This is a genomic window from Paradevosia shaoguanensis (genome assembly GCF_016801025.1).
GTDB lineage: Bacteria > Pseudomonadota > Alphaproteobacteria > Rhizobiales > Devosiaceae > Paradevosia > Paradevosia shaoguanensis.
Window position 1 is genome coordinate 3191031 of the sequence record NZ_CP068983.1, and the last position, 17867, is coordinate 3208897.

Consider the following 17867-nt stretch of genomic DNA (forward strand, 5'->3'; position numbering starts at 1 on the left):
GCTCTCCTGCCGGGGAAGATCGAGCGCTCGGAACGATCCATGCGCTGACATGGATATAGCCATCCGACGACCATCGGCGCACCCCCAAACATCCCGTTTGATTTCCCCCAACGCCCCGCTTTTTCGGTCCACACTTTCCGGCTAGTGTGCGGCCATGCTCACTGCGTTGTCCGTTCGCAATATCGTCCTGATCGACCAGCTCGATCTTGGCCTAGACACCGGCCTGACCGTGCTCACCGGCGAGACGGGTGCCGGCAAGTCCATCCTGCTTGATGCGCTGACGCTGGCGCTGGGCGGGCGCGGCGATGCTTCGCTGGTGCGCAAGGGCGCCGAGAGCGGGCAGGTCGTGGCCGTGCTCCAGCTGCCCCCCGGCCATCCGGCGCGCCAGGCGCTGCGCGAGGGCGACATCAATGATGACGACGAACTGATTCTGCGCCGCGTGCAGTTTGCCGATGGCCGCACGCGCGCCTTTATCAACGACCAGCCGGTTTCGGCAACGCTGCTGCAGCGCGTCGGCTCGCTGGTGGTCGAAATCCACGGCCAGCACGACGATCGCGCCCTTGTCGACGTCAACACCCACCGCGACGCGCTCGATGCCTTCGGCAGCGACGAGGCCCTGGTCGGCGCGGTGCGCTCGACCTTCGAGGCGCTGGCCGAGGCCAATGCCGCCGTCGCCGATCAGCGCGCCCTCGTCGCCGATGCGGCGGCCAAGGAAGAGTTCGCGCGGCACGTGGTCGATGAACTCTCCAAGCTGGCGCCCGATGCCGGCGAGGAAGAGGAACTTGCCGAACGCCGGCAGCACCTGATGCAGCTCGAGCGCGCCGCCGAGGAAGTGCGCGACGCCGACGAAGTGATCAACGGCTCGGCCGCGCCCGGCCCGATGCTGGCTTCGCTGATGCGCCGGCTGATGCGCAAGGCGGATTCGGGCAATTCGATCTTCCAGCCGCTGGTCGAGGCGCTCGATGCCTCGCTGGTGACGCTCGACCGCACCTCGGACGCGCTCGAAACGCTCAAGCGCGAGATGGCCTACGATCCGCAGGAACTGGAAAAGGTGGAGGAGCGCCTGTTCGCGCTGCGCGGCGCCGCCCGCAAGCACGGCGTGGCGCCCGACGACCTGCCGGCGGTGCTCGCCCGCTACAAGGCCGATCTCGAGATGCTGGAGAACGGGGAGGCCTCGCTTACCAAGCTCGAGGAGGCCGCCGCTGCCGCTCGCGCCGCCTATGTCGCCGTGGCCAAAAAGCTTAGCGCCGCCCGCGCCAAGGCTGCCTCTGCGCTCAGCAAGGCGGTCGAGGGCGAGTTGCCCGATCTCAAGCTCGGCAGCGCCAGGTTCATCGTCGACCACCAGGTCGACGAGAGCCGCGTGGCTGCGTCCGGCTTCGACCAGATCGCCTTCCACGTGCAGACCAATCCCGGCACCTCGCCCGGTCCGCTGCTCAAGGTCGCCTCGGGCGGCGAGCTTTCGCGGTTCCTGCTGGCGCTCAAGGTGGTGCTGGCCGATCGCGGTTCGGCCCCGGTGCTGATCTTCGACGAAATTGACACCGGCGTCGGCGGCGCGGTGGCCGACGCCATCGGGCGGCGGCTCGCGCGGCTGGCCAGCAAGGTGCAGGTGCTCTGCGTCACCCACGCGCCGCAGGTTGCCGCGCGGGCCCACAGCCACCTGCTCATCGAAAAGCAGGCCGTGGAGGAGGGGGCGTTCGTGCGCACGCATGTGCGCGGGCTCGATGGCGAGAACCGCCGCGAGGAAGTGGCGCGCATGCTTGCCGGCGCCAAGGTTACCGAAGAGGCGCGCGCCGCCGCTTCCAAGTTGATTTCGGAGGTATCGTGATCGAGTTCCAGGACGAGGTCGAGAACCTATCCGAGGCGCAGGCCAAGGCCGAGCTGGACAAGCTCCAGGAAGCGATTGCCCGCGCCGATATCGCCTATCACCAGAACGACGCTCCCGAGATCACGGACGCCGAATACGACGCCATGAAGGTGCGCTACGGCGCCATCGAGATGGCGTTTCCGCAGCTGCGCCGCGCTGACAGCCTCACCGGCAAGGTCGGCGCCCCGGCGGCGGAAGGCTTCGCCAAGGTGCGCCATGCCGTGCCGATGCTCAGCCTCGCCAAGGCCTATACCGACCAGGACGTCATCGACTTCATCGATCGCGGCCATCGCTTCTTCGAGCGCGACAAGGACCTGGTGCTCGAATTCGTCACTGAGCCCAAGATCGACGGCCTCTCGGCCTCGCTGCGCTACGAAAAGGGTGTCTTCGTCAAAGGCGCCACACGCGGCGACGGCACGGTGGGTGAGGACATCACCGCAAACCTCAGGACCATCGCCGACATTCCGCAGCAGCTGCACGGCACGGATTGGCCGGACGTCATCGAAATTCGCGGCGAGGTCTACATGACCTATGCCGATTTCGAGGCGCTGAAAGCGCGGTCGGCGGCCGAGGGCGGGCAGGATTACGTCAATCCGCGCAATACCGCTGCCGGTTCGTTGCGCCAGAAGGACCCGACGGTCACCGCGCAGCGCAACCTGCACTTCTTCGCCTATGCCTGGGGCGATGCATCGAGCCTGCCGGCCGATACGCAATGGGGCATGATCCAGGCGATCAAGAGCTGGGGCTTCAAGGTCAACGAGCTGACCGAGCGCACCGCCTCGACCGAGGAAATGCTGCGGCAATACCGGTTGATCGAGGAGAAACGCTCCTCGCTCGGCTACGACATCGATGGCGTGGTTTACAAGCTCGACCGGCTCGACCTGCGCGAGCGCTGGGGCTACGTCACCGGCGAGCCCCGCTGGGCCATCGCCCACAAGTTCCCGGCCGAACAGGCCATGACCGTGGTAAAGCGCATCGACATCCAGGTCGGCCGCACCGGCACGCTGGCGCCCGTCGCCCGGCTTGAGCCGGTGACGGTGGGTGGCGTCGTGGTCGAGAACGTCACGCTCCACAACGAAGACTACATCAAGGGTTTCGACAGCAACGGCGAACCCATCCGCGATGGCATCGACATCCGTGTCGGCGACACAGTCGTCATCCAGCGCGCGGGCGACGTTATCCCGCAGATCGTCAAGGTGGTGGTCGAGAAGCGCCCGGCCGATGCGGTGCCCTACGAATTCCCGCATACCTGCCCTGTCTGCGGCTCCCCGGCGGTGCGCGAGGTCAACGAGAAGACCGGCAAGGAAGATTCCCGCCGCCGCTGCACGGGCGAGCTCATCTGCTCGGCGCAGGCCGTCGAGCGCCTGCGGCACTTCGTGTCGCGCGGGGCCATGGATATCGAGGGCCTTGGCGCCGAGAACATCGACACCTTCTTCAATGCCGGCCTCATCAAGACCGCCGCCGACATCTTCACCCTCAAGGACCGGCGTCCGGAGGTGCAGCGCGCCCTCGCCGAGCGGCGCGAAGAGCAGGCGCGGCTGCGCGAGGCGGCGAGCGGCAAGACCCGCAAGAACGTGCGCGGCGTCGAGGATCGTAATTACGAGGGGCTCGAAAAGCTCTTTGCGGCCATCGATGCGCGGCGCGAGCCGGAGCTCGACCGCTTCATCTTCGCGCTCGGCATCCTCCATATCGGCAGCACCACGGCGGCGATCCTGGCGCGCACCTTCGGCACGATGGAAGAGCTGATCCGCGTGGGGAAGGAGACGGCCCGGCACGAGGGCGATCCGCACGAGGTCTTCCCCTCCATCGACGGGATCGGCGACACGGTCATCGGCTCGCTCATCGCCTTTTTCGGCAACGAGCGGAACGACGAGGTGATCGACCGGCTGCTCGAGCAGGTACACCCGCAGCCCTATGTCGTGACCGTTTCGGCCGATAGCCAGGTGGCCGGCAAGACGGTGGTGTTCACGGGTACGCTCGAAAAGATGTCCCGCAGCGAAGCCAAGGCCATGGCCGAGCGGAACGGGGCCAAGGTGGCCGGCTCGGTGTCGTCCGCCACCGATATCCTCGTGGCGGGACCGGGTGCAGGCTCCAAGCTCAAGAAGGCCGAAGAGCTGGGAATCCTTGTTTTGGACGAAGACGGCTGGTTCGATCTCATCGCCAAATAGGCGCCGCCTCGCAAAGGAGACTGCCGATGTTGCGAACGATCACGCTCAGCGTGGGCTTTATCGCCTTCCTGTCACTGCCGGCCATGGCCGGCGAAGCCGCCGATATCCTGCGGGCCAGCCTCTATGAAGGCCCGCTGACCGACGGCATTGCCAAGCTCGAACCGATGGCGAAGGCCGGCGACCAGGAGGCGGAGTTCAGCCTCGGCATGCTGCAGCTCGTCAGCGGTGTGGAGCATTTTGCCCAGGCGCTCTATCGCCATGGCATGGCCGCGCCCGATGTCGGGCCGCTTGGACCGGCTTTGGCCTTCCCGATTCCGCCCAATCCCAACCCCGAAAAGCTCGATTACGAGAAGGTGCGCGCCATCCTGGCGGCGCTGGTCGAGGACATGGATGTCGCCAAGGCGACGCTGGCGAGTGCCGGGGCGAGCGGCGACTACGTCGTGGCGGTCGATCCCTTGCGGATACGCATCGACTTCGATGCCGATGGCAAGACCACCGAAATGGAAAGCATGAGCGCCATTCTTGCGCATGGCCTCGGCATTTCGCTGCCGGCCTCGCAGGCGCCCAATGTCGGCGACAAGAATTCGCGTGGCAACAATTCGCAGGAACCGGAAATGACGCTCGGCCTGGACCGGGCGGATGCGCTCTGGATGGCCGGGTATAGCCAGGTGCTTGCCAGCCACGGCGATTTCCTGCTGGCGCACGACTTCTCCGACCTCGTCAACGTCGCCTTCCACCGCTTCTTCCCGCGCGCTGGCCTGCCGATGCAGGATTACAGCGTTGGTGGCACGCTCTTCATGGAGCCGTCCACGGATGCCGCCGCGGCCGACGCAATCGCTGCGATCCATACGCTCAACTGGCCTGTGGTCGAGCCGGATCGGCTCAAGCGGGTGCTCGAGCGGCTCAAGGCCGTCACGGCGTTTTCACGCCAGAACTGGCAGGCCATCCTTGCTGAGACGGATGACGACCACGAATTCATCCCGTCGCCCAGGCAATCACCGACCATTCCGGGCAGCGCGGTGTCGCAGGACATGGTCGATGCTTGGCTCAAGACGCTCGATACGGCCGACGCCATGCTCGATGGCAAGCTGCTGGTGCCGCATTGGCGTTTTAAGCAGGGCTTTGATCTCAAGGCCTATTTCGAAACGGCGAAGCGGACCGACCTGGTCATGATCCTGACCGGTTATGGCGCTATACCGTTCCTCAAGGATGGACCGGTGGCCAGTGCCGCCGATTTCGCCGAGGCCAATCGGGTCTTCGGCGAGAACCTCCTCGGCTACTCCTTCTATTTCAACTGACGGATTGCTCGCATGCGCATCGTTATCGCTGCTCTTGGTCTTCTTCTCGCGCTCGCCGCCCCGGCATTCGCCGCGAACTATTCGACGCCCCGGGCGCTGCTGGAATCGATCTACCAGTCCTACGCCACCGATACGTTCCCGGAGGATAGCGAGGAGATCTATTCGAGCCACCTCAAGGGCCTCTTCGCCGCCGACCGCGAGCGGACGCCCGAAGGCGAGATCGGCGCGCTCGATTTCGATCCCTTCGTGAACGGGCAGGATTACGACCTGGCAGATCTGGTGATCGACGAGCCCGTGGTTTCGGGCGAGACGGCCACCTCCACCGTGCGGTTCGTCAACCTGGGCGAGAAGAACGTGCTCGATATCTCGATGGTCCGCGAAGCGGATGGCTGGAAGATCGACAACGTGGAATCGGTCGAGGGCGAGGTGCAGTGGAAGCTGACCGAGATTCTCGGGGAGATACCGGCAGTAGCGCAATAGGGACCGAGACTGGGGCTACCCCCCACCCTCGATCCCTCCCCGCAAGGGGAGGGAAGCGACGGGGCGCGATCAAGCCAGCAGGTCCCCATCCCCCTTGCGGGAGGGGACAGGGGTGGGGGTGAAGACCCCTGCCTAAATCTCCGCCGTAGCCGCCTTTAGCCAATCCTTGGCCTCGCCCTTGAGCTGCGAGCCGATCTCCTTCCACACGCGCTTGTGGTAGGCGTTGAGCCAATCGCGCTCGTCACCCGTCAGCAGCTTCTTGTCTACGAGCCGCAAGTCGATCGGCACGAGGGTCAGCGTCTCGAATTCGAGATACTTGCCGTCGCCCACCGGGCTCTCCACCACATGGACGAGGTTCTCGATGCGGATGCCGAAGCCGCCGTCCTTGTAGTAGCCGGGCTCGTTCGAAATCACCTGTCCGGGCTCGAGCGGCAGGGTGTAGCGCGGCGAGATGCCGATCGGTCCTTCGTGCACGCCGAGATAGGCGCCGACGCCGTGGCCGGTGCCGTGGTTGTAGGTGAGGCCGGCCTGCCAGAGATATTGCCGGGCCAATACGTCGATCTGCGCGCCGGAGGTGCCGCGCGGGAAGCGGGCCATGGAGATGGCGATCATGCCCTTGAGCACGCGGGTGAAGCGATCCTTCTCTTCGGCGGTCGGCTTGCCGGTCGACATGGTTCGCGTCACGTCGGTCGTACCCGAGAGATATTGCGCCCCCGAATCCACCAGCATCAGCTCGCCGGCCTTGAGGCCGCGATTGGTTTTCTCGGTCACCCGATAATGGACGATGGCCCCGTTCGGGCCGGCACCGGAAATCGTGTCGAAGCTCGCATCGACGCAGGTCGGTTCCTCACGGCGGAAGGCTTCAAGCGCAGTGACAATGCCAATCTCATCGAGCTTGCCTTTGGGCGCCTCGCGGTCGAACCAGGCGAGGAATTTGGCCAAGGCCACGCCATCGAGACGGTGCGCCTCGCGCATGCCGGCCAGTTCGGCGTCGTTCTTGCGAGATTTGGGCAGCAGGATGGGGTCGCGCTTTTCGATGACGTGGGCGTTTTCGCTTCCTGCCCGGATGGCGTTGAGCACCGCGAGGGGAGCGGAAGCCGGGTCGACCCAGACGCGCTTGCCGGCGGCGCCGAGCTTGCGCAGGGCAGCAAGCATGGTTTCCTTGCCCGCGAGGTTGGCGAGTTCGCCAAACTGCGCCTTGAGCTCGGGCGTGATGCGGGCCTTGTCGAAGAAGATGGTCGGCTTGCCCTTGCGCGGCACGATGGCGAAACCAAGCACGAACGGCGTGTTCGGCACGTCGCGCCCGCGGATGTTGAAGAGCCAGCAGAGCGATTCCGGCAGCGTCAGCACAGTTGCGTCCGCGTTCTCGGCGGCGAGCGTCGCCTGGAGTTCGGCGAGTTTGTCCTCGGCTTTCTTGCCGGCGCGGTTGTGCCCGAGAAATTCCACCGGCGTCGCCGGGGCGGCAGGACGATCCTTCCAGATACGATCGACGAGGTTATCAGTGGCGACAAGCGTCGCCGTGCCTGCGAGCTTTTCGGCCAGATCCTTGATTTCGCCGGGGGTATGCAGCCAGGGATCGTAGCCGATGCGACCACCCTTGGGGACGAAGGCGGCGAAGTGGGGAGCTATGCCGGTTTGTAGGGCCTCGATGGGCGTTACCTTGCTCGTATCGGTCTGCGCCGGGGCCTGGAGCGTGTAGCGGCTATCGATGAAGAGTGCAGCCTTGCGCGTACCGACCAGCGCCAGCCCGGCCGAACCGGTGAAGCCGGTGATGTAGGCGAGTCGGGCATCGCCCGGCGGCACGGATTCGCCGCGATGCGCGTCGGCGCGGGGGATCAGGAAGGCATCGAGACCGGCCGTGGTCATTTCGGCGCGCAGGGCCTTGAGGCGCGGCGCCACGTTCTTCGGGTCCGACCGCTCCTCGAAGCTCTGGAACAGGGCGGGCGGGAAGCTGGGGGCGGTGTCCTTGGGCGTCATTGCATGCCTCTTCGTGCCGGTCTGCGTTTTCGTCATGGCTGACTTTCGAAATGGGCCCTAACCGAAAGCGATTGCAACGGTTATTTGAGCGGCATCGGCACAGGGGTGCCGGTAAATGTTTGGATGAAAGATAAAATGACCGAGACCAAGAACGACTTCCACAAAGCGCTGGACGGCATTATCGACGCGCGCTCGCGTGAGTCGAAGCGCCAGGTCAGCTTCCGCATGCAGCACCAGCTGATCGGGTCCTTCGCGAAGCGTCCGTAAGCGCAACCAGTTTGCCTCCAGTCGGGTCCCATGCAGCCCGATTTAGCCTATCCCCGGACCTCCATCCGGGGATTTTGCTTTTCTGGGGTATGCATGTGGATGGCCCGGGCCGAAGGCCGGGCATTCCGGCTCAGAGCTTGTGCAGGATGAGCGTCGTCCATTCCTTGCGCTGCAGGCGCTGGAGCAGGGGCATGCCGTTTTCGGCATAGGCCGCGATCACGCCCTGGGCCTGGGTTTCGAGAATACCCGACAGAATGATCGAGGCACCCGGCTGGGCGATGCGCGACATGCCCGGCGCAAGGCCCATGAGCGGACCGGCCAGGATATTGGCGAGGATCAGGTCGTAGGGCGCCTTGGCGGTGATAACGTCGCTGTCGAGCCCTTCGGCAACCACGCCCTCGATCAGGTCGGCCACGTCGTTGTCGCGAGCATTCTCGACAGTCGTCGTCACGGCGATGGGGTCGATATCGGTGGCCAGGACCTTGAGGCCGGTCTTCTTGGCGATGGCGATGGCAAGCACGCCCGTGCCGGTGCCGATATCGATGACGTTTACCGGTTTTGCGCGTTCGAGCACGCGGTCGATGGCTTCGAGGCACCCGGTGGTGGTTTCGTGGTGGCCGGTGCCGAAGGCCTGGGCCGCGTCGATGCGCAGGCCGATCAGCCCTTCGGGGACCGGCGCCGTCTCGTGGCTGCCATAGATATAGAAGCCGCCCGCGGTTACCGGCTGCAGGCCTTCGAGCGACTTGGCGACCCAGTTGATTTCCGGATCGATCGCCTCGATGGCGAAGTCGACATCGCCGCCCAGCACTTCGCGCGCCAGCGTGTTGAAAGCTTCCACGTTGGCCGGGCTTTCGACCGTGGCCTCGAATACCCATTCTCCGGTCTCGACGTCTTCATGGGCGGACGCGGTGAAAGCCAGGTCCTCCCGTTCCATGACGGCATCGACCAGCGCATAGGCCTGATCCTTGGTAAGGGCGACGGAAACCTGGTCGACGGTCATTTGAGGCTCGGTGCTGTGGGAAGCGCCGTTCATGCAGCCTCGGGGCAGGAGAGTCAATCGGAGGAGGGCTATCGCCGCGCCCGAGTTTAGGGCTCAGGCCCTCCTGATAAAGCTATCCAGCACCTTCTTGCGACCAGTCTGGAAATCGATGGTCAGCTTGTTCCCTTCCAGCGCGGCGATTTCGCCGTAGCCGAACTTGTTGTGGAACACGCGGTCGCCGACCTTGTAGCCCGAACCGGGGCCAAGATCGACCGAGCGGGCGACGAGTTCGCCTTCGATGGTCATCGGCCCGCCGCCCTTGCGCTGGGCTTGCTGGGCCCGCGCGCGCTGCCAGCCCGGCGTTTCATAGACGCTCTCGAAGGGATCGACCGACTGGAAGCGATTGGCGGTGCGCCCGCCATAGCCATAGCCGCCATAGGACGAGCCGGTATCCTTGACCTCCACCGCTTCGGGCGGCAGTTCGTCGAGAAAGCGCGAGGGGATGGCCGATTGCCAGAGGCCGTGGATGCGGCGGTTCTGCGCGAGGCTGATACGCACGCGCTTGCGGCCGCGCGTAATGCCGACATAGGCAAGCCGTCGCTCTTCCTCGAGGCCGGCGCGTCCGCCCTCGTCGAGCGAGCGCTGGTGTGGGAAAAGTCCTTCCTCCCAGCCCGGCAGGAATACGGTGTTGAACTCGAGACCCTTGGCCGAGTGCAGCGTCATGATGGAGACGGCATCGTCGGATTCGAAACTGTCGCGGTCCATGACCAGCGCCACGTGTTCGAGGAAACCGCCCATGGTTTCGAACTCCTCCATGGAGCGGATGAGCTCCTTGAGGTTTTCCAGGCGCCCGGGGCTGTCGGGAGATTTGTCGTTCTGCCACATCGCCGTGTAGCCGCTTTCGTCGAGCACCTGCTCGGCGAGCTCGGCATGGGGGATGGTCCGCAGGCGCTCGGACCAGTCGTCGAACTGGCCGACGAGGTCACGCAGGGTGGTGCGCTGCTTGGGCTTGAGCTCTTCGGTTTCGATCAGCATGCGCGTGGCTGAAAGCAGCGGCACGTTCTGATGGCGCGCGGCGTCGAAGAGAATCTTGAGCGTCGAATCGCCTAGGCCCCGCTTGGGCGTATTGATGATGCGCTCGAAGGCGAGGTCATCGGCCGGTTGCGCCACAAGGCGGAAATAGGCCAGTGCATCGCGGATTTCCTTGCGCTCGTAGAAGCGCGGGCCGCCGATGACGCGGTAGTTGAGGCCGAGGGTGATGAAGCGCTCTTCGAACTCGCGCATCTGGAAAGACGCGCGCACCAGGATCGCCATCGAATTCAGCTCTTCGCCCTGGCGCTGGTATTGCTCGATTTCCTCGCCGATATGGCGAGCCTCTTCCTCGCTGTCCCAGACCGAGATGACGGCGACCGTTTCGCCCTTTTCGGCGACGTCGGTGTGCAGCGTCTTGCCCAGGCGTCCCTCGTTGTGTGCGATGAGGTGGCTCGCGGCCGAGAGGATATTAGCGGTCGAGCGGTAATTGCGCTCCAGCCGGATGACCTTGGCGCCCGGAAAATCCTTCTCGAAGCGCAGGATGTTGTCGACCTCGGCGCCGCGCCAGCCATAGATCGACTGGTCGTCGTCGCCCACCACGCAGATATTGGCTTCGTTCGCCGGGCGCCCCTGAGCCAGCAGGCGTAGCCAGAGATACTGGGCCACGTTGCTGTCCTGGTATTCGTCCACCAGCATGTACTTGAAGCGATGGTGATATTCCTCGAGCACTTTCGGGTTCTCGCGGAAGAGCCGGATACATTCGAGCAGCAGGTCGCCGAAATCGGCGGCGTTGAGGGTCTTCAGGCGCGCCTGGTAGTCGGCATAGAGCTTGGTGCCCTTGCCATTGGCGTAATAGCCGCTTTCGGCTGGCGTCACGTCCTTGGGCAGCAGGCCGCGGTTCTTCCAGTCGTCCAGCATGCCAGCGAACTGCCGGGCCGGCCAGCGCTTCTCGTCGATGTTCTCGGCTTCCAGAAGCTGCTTGATGAGGCGGATCTGGTCGTCGGTATCGAGAATGGTGAAGGCGGGCTTGAGGTCCACCAGCTCGGCATGGCGGCGCAGGATGCGCGCGCCGATGGAGTGGAACGTGCCCAGCCACGGCATGCCCTCGACCGATGAGCCGACGAGTTTGGCAATGCGCTCCTTCATCTCGCGCGCGGCCTTGTTGGTGAAGGTCACCGCGAGGATTTCCGCGCCGCGGGCGCGGTGGGTCGAGAGAATGTGCGCGATGCGCGTCGTCAGCACGCGCGTCTTGCCCGTGCCGGCGCCCGCGAGAACCAGCAGCGGGCCCTCGGTCGTCAGCACGGCGTCGCGCTGTTCCTCGTTGAGGCCCTGCAGGTAATCGGGCGCGCGCCGGCCAAGCTGGCTGGTGATCGGGCCTCCTGCGGACGGAGCGAGTCTTTGGGGTTCAGCGGGCATGCGGGATTGACGAATCTCTTTTTGTTCTCATTGGGCAATATAGGAGCCGAAGGCGCGAATGTATATGCACGCGGTGTCCGGAAGGCTTGCCAGCGGGCACCATGGCCTTCAGGATTGAGCGATGATCGATTGGGAACTCGCCATCGCCACCGCCGTTGCTTTTGGCGTGCTGGTTTTCATCCTGCGCTGCCTGTGGGTGCTGCTGTTCGCTCGCGTCGAAGGCGAAAAAGTGGAGCCCACCGAGATTTCCGTGGTCGATCTCATTCCTTTCCAGAACCACGACAGCGATCGTTAGGCCGGAAATCAGTGGCACAGGGCAGGGACCCTCTGTCGCAGTCATGGAACTGTTACATCGCTGTCACGTGCCCGTAGCGCGCGACCCCTAAGCGGGCCTCCATAGTCACAGGAGGGCTCCCTTATGCAAACTCAACGTCTTCTGCCCGCGCTGATGGCAGCGCTGCTGCTCTCGACCGCACCCAGCATGGCGGCGCAGGTCTTCAATCGCGTTTCGAGCTTCCCGGTTGCGCTCAACAATCCGCAAGCCGAGGCCACGTCGTCCGAAATCATCACGGCGACCGAAGATGGCAATACGCTCGTCTATTCGGACAGCCCCGCCGGCGGCATCGGCTTCGTCGACATCACCGATCCCAAGGCGCCCAAGGCGCTCGGCTTCCTGGCCCTTGATGGCGAGCCGACCTCGGTGACCATCATCGGCGGCAAGGCCTATGTCGGCGTCAACACCTCCGAGAGCAAGGTGAACCCCTCGGGCAAGCTCGCGGTCGTCGATATCGCGACTCAGAAGGTCGATACCAGTGTCGATCTCGGCGGCCAGCCCGATTCCACCGCGCATAACGAGGCAGGCACGCTTGTGGCCATTGCCATCGAGAACGAGCGTGACGAAGAGCTCAACGACGGCGCCATCCCGCAACTGCCGGCCGGCTATGTCGTCATTCTCTCGGTCAAGGACGGCGTTCTCGATCCGGCCAGCCTCAAGAAGGTCGATCTCACCGGCCTCGCCGCCATCGCTCCGGAAGATCCGGAAGTCGAATTCGTCGATTTCAACGCCAATGACGAAATCGCGGTGACGCTGCAGGAGAACAACCACATCGTCATCATCGACGGCAAGACCGGCATCGTGACCGCCAATTTCCCGGCCGGCACCGTTTCGCTCGAAAACGTCGACACCAAGAAGGATGGCGCGCTCAAGTTCACCGGCAAGATGGAAGACGTGGCCCGCGAGCCCGACGCCATCCACTGGCTGGACAACGACCGCTTCGCCATCGCCAATGAAGGCGACTGGAAGGGCGGCACGCGCGGCTGGACCATCATGAACAAGGCCGGTGACGTGCTCTTCGAGAGCGGCCCGTCCATGGAATACATCGCCGCGCAGATGGGCCATTACCCCGATGCCCGCAACAAGAAGGGTGTCGAGCCGGAAGGCCTCGAAGTCGCCAAGTTCGGCGATGATACGCTGATCTTCGTCGCCCAGGAGCGCTCCTCACTCGTGGCCGTCTACAAGGATACCGGCGCCGAGCCGGAATACCTGCAGACGCTGCCCTCCGGCATTGGCCCGGAAGGCTCGGTCGCGATCCCCTCGCGCAATCTCTTCGTCACCGCCAATGAAACCGACCTGCGCGCCGATGGTCTCGCCGGCTCGCATGTGATGATCTACGAGCGCGCCGAAGGCGAAGCGAACTACCCGCAGATCATCTCGGACCTCGATGAAGAAGGCCGTCCGCTCGGCTGGGCTGCCCTTGGCGCCCTGGTCGGCGATGCCGAAAAGCCCGGCATCCTCTATGCCGCCAGCGACAGCGTGCTTTCGGCGCAGCCTTCGATCTACACCATCGACGCCACGGCCAAGCCGGCCCGTATCACCAAGAAGACCGTGGTGACCCGCAATGGCGACCCGGCCCAGAAGCTCGACATCGAAGGCATCACGCTGGATGGCAAGGGTGGCTTCTGGCTGGCCTCGGAAGGCTATACGGAAAAGCTCGTCCCGCACGCGCTCTATCATGTCGACGCCGACGGCAAGATCATCGAGGAAGTGGCCTTCCCGGCCGAGCTTCTCGCCAATGAGGTCCGCTTCGGTTCCGAAGGCATCACCGCCGTCGGCGAGGGCGACGACCTGACGCTCTGGATCGCCATCCAGCGCGAATGGAAGGATGACCCGAAGGGCCAGGTGAAGCTGCTTGCCTACAAGCCCGCTTCCAAGGAATGGGGCGCCGTGCGCTACCAGTTCGACACCCCGGCCGAGGGTGCCTGGGTCGGCCTCTCGGAAATCACCGCCCACGGCGACTACGCCTACATCATCGAGCGGGACAACCAGCTCGCAGACAAGGCACAGCTCAAGAAGCTTTTCCGCGTGAAGCTCGCCGACCTGCAGCCGGCCAAGCTCGGTGGCGAGCTGCCGGTTGTGGCCAAGGAAGAGTTCCGTGATTTCATCCCGGACCTCAAGGCCAATAACGGCTATGTCGTGGACAAGGTCGAAGGCTTCGGCATCGACGCCAATGGCGTCGGCTATGTCGTGACCGACAATGACGGCGTCGCCGACTCTTCGGGCGAAACCTTCTTCTGGTCGATCGGCGAAGTGAAATAATCGCGCGACAAGCAAAAGTGCGTGAGAGGCCGGGTGGAAACGCCCGGCCTTTTGTATTTGGGGATGGGCGTCAAATTCTCGCCTTGAGCGGCGCTCATGCGGGGTGACGGAAGATGGCGACTTCCATAAACTCCCGCAAACTTGGGGTGACTCGGGCGCTGTGCTGAATCGTATCTATATCGTCGTGGGGATCCTGGCGATCCTGGCTATTGGAGCGGCATTCATCGTGCCGCGCTTTATCCAATGGGGGGATTATCGCGACCGCATGGAGGCCATGGCGACCGAGGCGCTCGGCACCCAGGTCAAGATACTGGGCGATATCAACTTCAACCTCCTGCCTGCGCCCCAGCTCGAATTCGCCGATGTCGTGGTCGGTCCGGCCGACAAGCCCGTAGTCACGGTCGGGCGGGTCAAGGCCGACTTCTCGCTCGTCGATTTCCTGCGCGATCACTACCAGGTCACCAATCTCGTGCTCGAGCGGCCGGCGCTCAACATGGCGCTCGACAGCAACGGCATCTTCGTGAGCGGGCTGAACCTCCCCGAGAAGGTCACCACCTCCAATATTTCGGTCAGCAAGGCCAATGTCGTCGGTGGCGTGCTCAATGTGTCCGACGCCCGCACGCAGGACGTGATGAGCATTAGCGAGCTCGATGGCGAGCTCAAGCTGCAGGCCCTGCGCGGCCCCTTCGCCTTTGCCGGACGCGGCGCCGTCGGCCAGGAGCGCTTTGCGCTGCGCGTGACGACATCCGCGATGGACAGCGACGGCTCGACCCGTCTCACTGCATTTGCGCAACCGGACAATAAGGCGTTCTCGCTCGCCGCAGAAGGTCTCTTCCTCACCGGGCAGGCGCCGCGCTTCAATGGCGATATCACCTATCGCCGCGCGCCGCCGCCGGCCGACCGGGCAGAAGGCGTGCGGGGCGATCTGGTACTCACCAGCAAGGTCGAGGCCAATACCGATCAGGTGCAGTTGACCTCCTTCACCCTCGTGCCCGACGAGAACCGCACCGGCACGCGGCTCACCGGCGCTTCGGTGATCCGCCTGGGCGAAAACCGCAATTTCGATGCGGTGATCTCCGGCGGTGTCGTGTCGCTGCCGCCGCGCGACGCGACCAAGGAGGAGGGCGTGCAGCCCTACGAGCTGGTGCGTCTTTTCGGGGAATTGCCACCTCCGCCGGTGCCGCCGCTGCCGGGCAAGATCACGCTCGATCTGGCCGAACTCGACCTGCGCGGTTTCAGCCTGCGCGACGTCAAGCTCAGCGCCTCTTCCGATGCCAAGGGCTGGACCGTCGACAATCTCGGCGGCCGGCTGCCTGGCGATACTCAGGTCAAGCTCAGCGGACGGCTCGATGCGGTCGAGGATCGCCCGAGCTTCGCAGGCCAATTGGCGATCACGACCAGCCGGCTCGACGCTTTGGCTGCGCTCTGGCGCAAGCCCACGGACAACAACCCGCTCTTCAATATGCCCGCCGCCTTCGAGGCCGGTGTTGCCCTAGACGGCGACGACCTGCGCTTCACCGACGGCCGCTTCACGCTCGATGAGGGCGCGCACAAGCTCTCCGGCTCCGTCGGCTTCGGCCCTGAACGCCGCGTCGATGTCGTCGCCGATTTCTCCGATCTCTCGGCCGGCGACAGTGCCGCGCTGGCCGCCCTCCTGCCGGATACCGGCGCTGGCGGCGGCTTTGCCGTCACCTTCCCCGAAGGCTCGATCACAGCGAGCGCTGCCTCGGCCAAAGCCTTCGGTATCGATGGTCGCCAACTGCTAGCCAACGCCTCCTGGGGACCCGATGGGCTCGAAGTGAAGCAGTTCGCCGCCCAGGATTTCGGCGGCGCCCGGCTCGACCTCACCGGCAAGCTGGCCGGTACCCTGGCTGCGCCGGTGATCGCCGCAGGCGGCACGGTCAAGGTTGCCGCTGCCAATGCGCCTGTCCTAACCGCACTTCAGGACGCGCTCGCCGTTCCTGCGTCGGTCCGCGCCACGATTGGCAGGGCGCTGCCCGCCGATCTCAAGGTTACGCTGGAGCCGCCCGTGGGCGATGGTGCGCAGGTGCTCACCGTCACCGGCACGACCGGTGCTGCCGATCTCGGCTTCTCCGCGCAATTGCGCGAAGGCATCAGCAAGGCCCTGACCGGCCCGGTTTCAATCACCGCCGAACTTGGCGCCACCGATGCAGCCGCCCTCACCGAACAGCTCGGGCTTGGCCAGACCGGTCTCTTCCCTAACGGGCAGGATGTGCGGCTGCGCGTGGTGCTCGATGGCTCTGTGACCAGCGGCTTCCAGACCAACGTTGCCGCCAGTGGCGGCGGCGACAGCGTCGAATTTGCCGGTCGTCTCGATGCCGCCGATATCGAAGCCCTGAAGGGCGAGGGCGAGGTGAAAGTCGCGCTGGCCGATGCCAGCGGACTTGCCGATCTTTTCGGTGCCGGCGGCGTGCATCTCCCCGCCATGAACGGCTCCGCCAAGGTCGCCTTCACCGGCGATCGCAATATTGCCGTCACCGATATTTCCGGTACGTCCGGCGCACAGGCCTTCAGCGGCCAGCTCAACCTCTCCCGGCAGGGCGTCCTGGGCAGCGTAACCGGCGACATCAAGCTGGCTTCCGCCGATGCGTCCGCGCTCGCTGCGATCCTCGGTGGCCCGGCCGCGCTGATCCGTGCCAGCGACAGCGTCTGGCCCGATGGTCCCATCGCGGTGGGGCAGGCACCGCGCAATACACGCGGCGATGTTTCCGTGTCCGTGCCCAGCCTCGATGTCGGCGGCAAGGCGCCGTTGACCGATGCGCGCTTCAACATCTCGTGGGACGAGAGCAATGTGCGCATGCGCGATTTCACGGCGAACCTTGCCGGCGGCACCGTCGGCCTCGAACTCGGCGTCTGCTGCAGCGGCGCCATCGCCGAAAAACAGGTAACTGGCCGCGTAAATCTTCAGAACGTGGCGCTCGACGCCCTCCTGCCCGAGGCCTCCGCCGCTGCACTTGCCGGTACGATCACGGCTGGCGCCCAGTTCAACGGCACCGGTGACAGCATCCAGACCGTGCTCGGCTCTTTGGCAGGCGAGGGGAGCTATACGCTTGACGGTCTCTCCATCGCGCGGCTCGATCCCAAGGTGTTCGAGACGGTGGCCGGCCTCGACAACATCCTCGAACTTGAGCCCGATGCGCTCAGTTCCATCGTCGCCCTGGCGCTCGATCGCGGTCCCTTCACCGCGCCCAAGCTCGCGGGCGCCTTCACCATTGCCGGTGGCACGCTGCGCTCGCAGAACCTTTCGGCGGAGAGTGGCAAGGCACAATTGTTCGGCGGCACGTCGGTGCGCCTCGCCGACCTTGGTCTCGACGGCTCCTTCGCCCTGACGCCCACCGAGACGATCGACGATGCGGGGCTCATTTCGCCCACCACCTCGCAGGTCAGGGCGGTGCTCTCGGGTTCGCTCATGAACCCCGAGCGCACGCTCGACCTCGGCACCATGGTCGATGCCATCAAGGTTCGTGCCTACGAACTGGAGGTCGACCGCCTCGAACAGCTCCGCGCCGAGGATGAAGCCCGCCAGAAGGCCGCTGCCGAGGAGCGGGCCCGAATGATCGCCGAGCAAAAGCGCCTGGCCGACGAAGCCGCGGCCAAGAAGGCCGCCGAAGAAGAGGCTGCCCGCAAGGCCGCAGAGGACGCCGCGCGGACGGCAGCGCCGCCACAGACCCCGGCGCCGAGCACCGATATCAACGGTGGCGGGCTGTATCCGCCGTTCGACCTGCAATTGCCCCCGTATCAGGGCCAGCAGTAGGGCTTAGTTCGGGAT

The 17867-nt window shown here is 64.9% G+C and carries 11 protein-coding genes; 8 read left to right on the top strand and 3 right to left on the bottom strand.

Annotated features, from left to right (window positions below):
* Positions 1-154: 154 nt before the first annotated feature.
* From recN to JNE37_RS15320, 4 genes are read left to right on the top strand one after another with little or no spacing between them, the layout of a single operon-like run.
* Positions 155-1825 (top strand): DNA repair protein RecN, encoded by a 1671-nt coding sequence (gene recN / locus JNE37_RS15305; protein ID WP_203063626.1) that lies wholly within the window; start codon positions 155-157, stop codon positions 1823-1825.
* Positions 1822-4032 (top strand): NAD-dependent DNA ligase LigA, encoded by a 2211-nt coding sequence (gene ligA, locus JNE37_RS15310; protein WP_246513312.1) that lies wholly within the window; start codon positions 1822-1824, stop codon positions 4030-4032. The genes recN and ligA overlap by 4 nt, the downstream gene beginning before the upstream one ends.
* Before the next feature lie 26 nt (positions 4033-4058).
* Positions 4059-5330 (top strand): hypothetical protein, encoded by a 1272-nt coding sequence (locus JNE37_RS15315; RefSeq protein WP_203063627.1) that lies wholly within the window; start codon positions 4059-4061, stop codon positions 5328-5330.
* Between the two features lie 12 nt (positions 5331-5342).
* Positions 5343-5810, top strand: coding sequence for a DUF3828 domain-containing protein (locus tag JNE37_RS15320; RefSeq protein WP_203063628.1), 468 nt, complete (start codon positions 5343-5345; stop codon positions 5808-5810).
* A 132-nt stretch (positions 5811-5942) separates the two neighbouring features.
* On the opposite strand, the gene JNE37_RS15325 is transcribed toward JNE37_RS15320, so the two are convergent.
* Positions 5943-7787: an aminopeptidase P family protein gene (locus JNE37_RS15325; protein ID WP_203063629.1), complete on the bottom strand. Its 1845-nt coding sequence runs from the start codon at positions 7785-7787 to the stop codon at positions 5943-5945.
* A 135-nt stretch (positions 7788-7922) separates the two neighbouring features.
* Here JNE37_RS15325 and JNE37_RS22795 point away from each other — a divergent pair, with 135 nt between their 5' ends.
* Positions 7923-8054, top strand: coding sequence for a hypothetical protein (locus JNE37_RS22795; RefSeq protein WP_280114014.1), 132 nt, complete (start codon positions 7923-7925; stop codon positions 8052-8054).
* A gap of 130 nt (positions 8055-8184) precedes the next feature.
* Here JNE37_RS22795 and JNE37_RS15330 read toward each other — a convergent pair whose 3' ends face one another.
* Positions 8185-9054, bottom strand: coding sequence for a 50S ribosomal protein L11 methyltransferase (locus tag JNE37_RS15330; protein WP_203063630.1), 870 nt, complete (start codon positions 9052-9054; stop codon positions 8185-8187).
* Positions 9055-9147: 93 nt separating this feature from the next.
* The gene (locus tag JNE37_RS15335; protein ID WP_203063631.1) at positions 9148-11481 is read right to left on the bottom strand and encodes an ATP-dependent helicase; all 2334 of its coding nucleotides are present in this window, start codon (positions 11479-11481) and stop codon (positions 9148-9150) included.
* 121 nt (positions 11482-11602) lie between these two features.
* Here JNE37_RS15335 and JNE37_RS15340 point away from each other — a divergent pair, with 121 nt between their 5' ends.
* The 3 genes from JNE37_RS15340 (at position 11603) to JNE37_RS15350 (ending at position 17852) form a co-directional block, all read left to right on the top strand.
* Entirely contained in the window at positions 11603-11776 is a 174-nt protein-coding gene (locus JNE37_RS15340) for a hypothetical protein (protein ID WP_160176275.1), read from the top strand.
* A gap of 123 nt (positions 11777-11899) precedes the next feature.
* Positions 11900-14077 carry an esterase-like activity of phytase family protein gene (locus JNE37_RS15345; RefSeq protein ID WP_203063633.1) on the top strand — a complete coding sequence of 726 codons (2178 nt, stop codon included), beginning with the start codon at positions 11900-11902 and terminating at the stop codon, positions 14075-14077.
* 160 nt (positions 14078-14237) lie between these two features.
* A complete protein-coding gene (locus tag JNE37_RS15350; RefSeq protein WP_203063635.1) occupies positions 14238-17852 on the top strand; it encodes an AsmA family protein in 3615 nt (1204 codons plus the stop codon).
* Positions 17853-17867 lie beyond the last annotated feature (15 nt).

Coding starts and splice junctions, on each gene's coding strand:
- JNE37_RS15345 (WP_203063633.1), top strand. CDS start 11,900: ATGCAAACTCAACGTCTTCTGCCCGCGCTGATGGCAGCGCTGCTGCTC.
- JNE37_RS22795 (WP_280114014.1), top strand. CDS start 7,923: ATGACCGAGACCAAGAACGACTTCCACAAAGCGCTGGACGGCATTATC.
- JNE37_RS15330 (WP_203063630.1), bottom strand. CDS start 9,054: ATGACCGTCGACCAGGTTTCCGTCGCCCTTACCAAGGATCAGGCCTAT.
- JNE37_RS15320 (WP_203063628.1), top strand. CDS start 5,343: ATGCGCATCGTTATCGCTGCTCTTGGTCTTCTTCTCGCGCTCGCCGCC.
- JNE37_RS15325 (WP_203063629.1), bottom strand. CDS start 7,787: ATGACGCCCAAGGACACCGCCCCCAGCTTCCCGCCCGCCCTGTTCCAG.
- JNE37_RS15335 (WP_203063631.1), bottom strand. CDS start 11,481: ATGCCCGCTGAACCCCAAAGACTCGCTCCGTCCGCAGGAGGCCCGATC.
- JNE37_RS15340 (WP_160176275.1), top strand. CDS start 11,603: ATGATCGATTGGGAACTCGCCATCGCCACCGCCGTTGCTTTTGGCGTG.
- JNE37_RS15315 (WP_203063627.1), top strand. CDS start 4,059: ATGTTGCGAACGATCACGCTCAGCGTGGGCTTTATCGCCTTCCTGTCA.
- recN (WP_203063626.1), top strand. CDS start 155: ATGCTCACTGCGTTGTCCGTTCGCAATATCGTCCTGATCGACCAGCTC.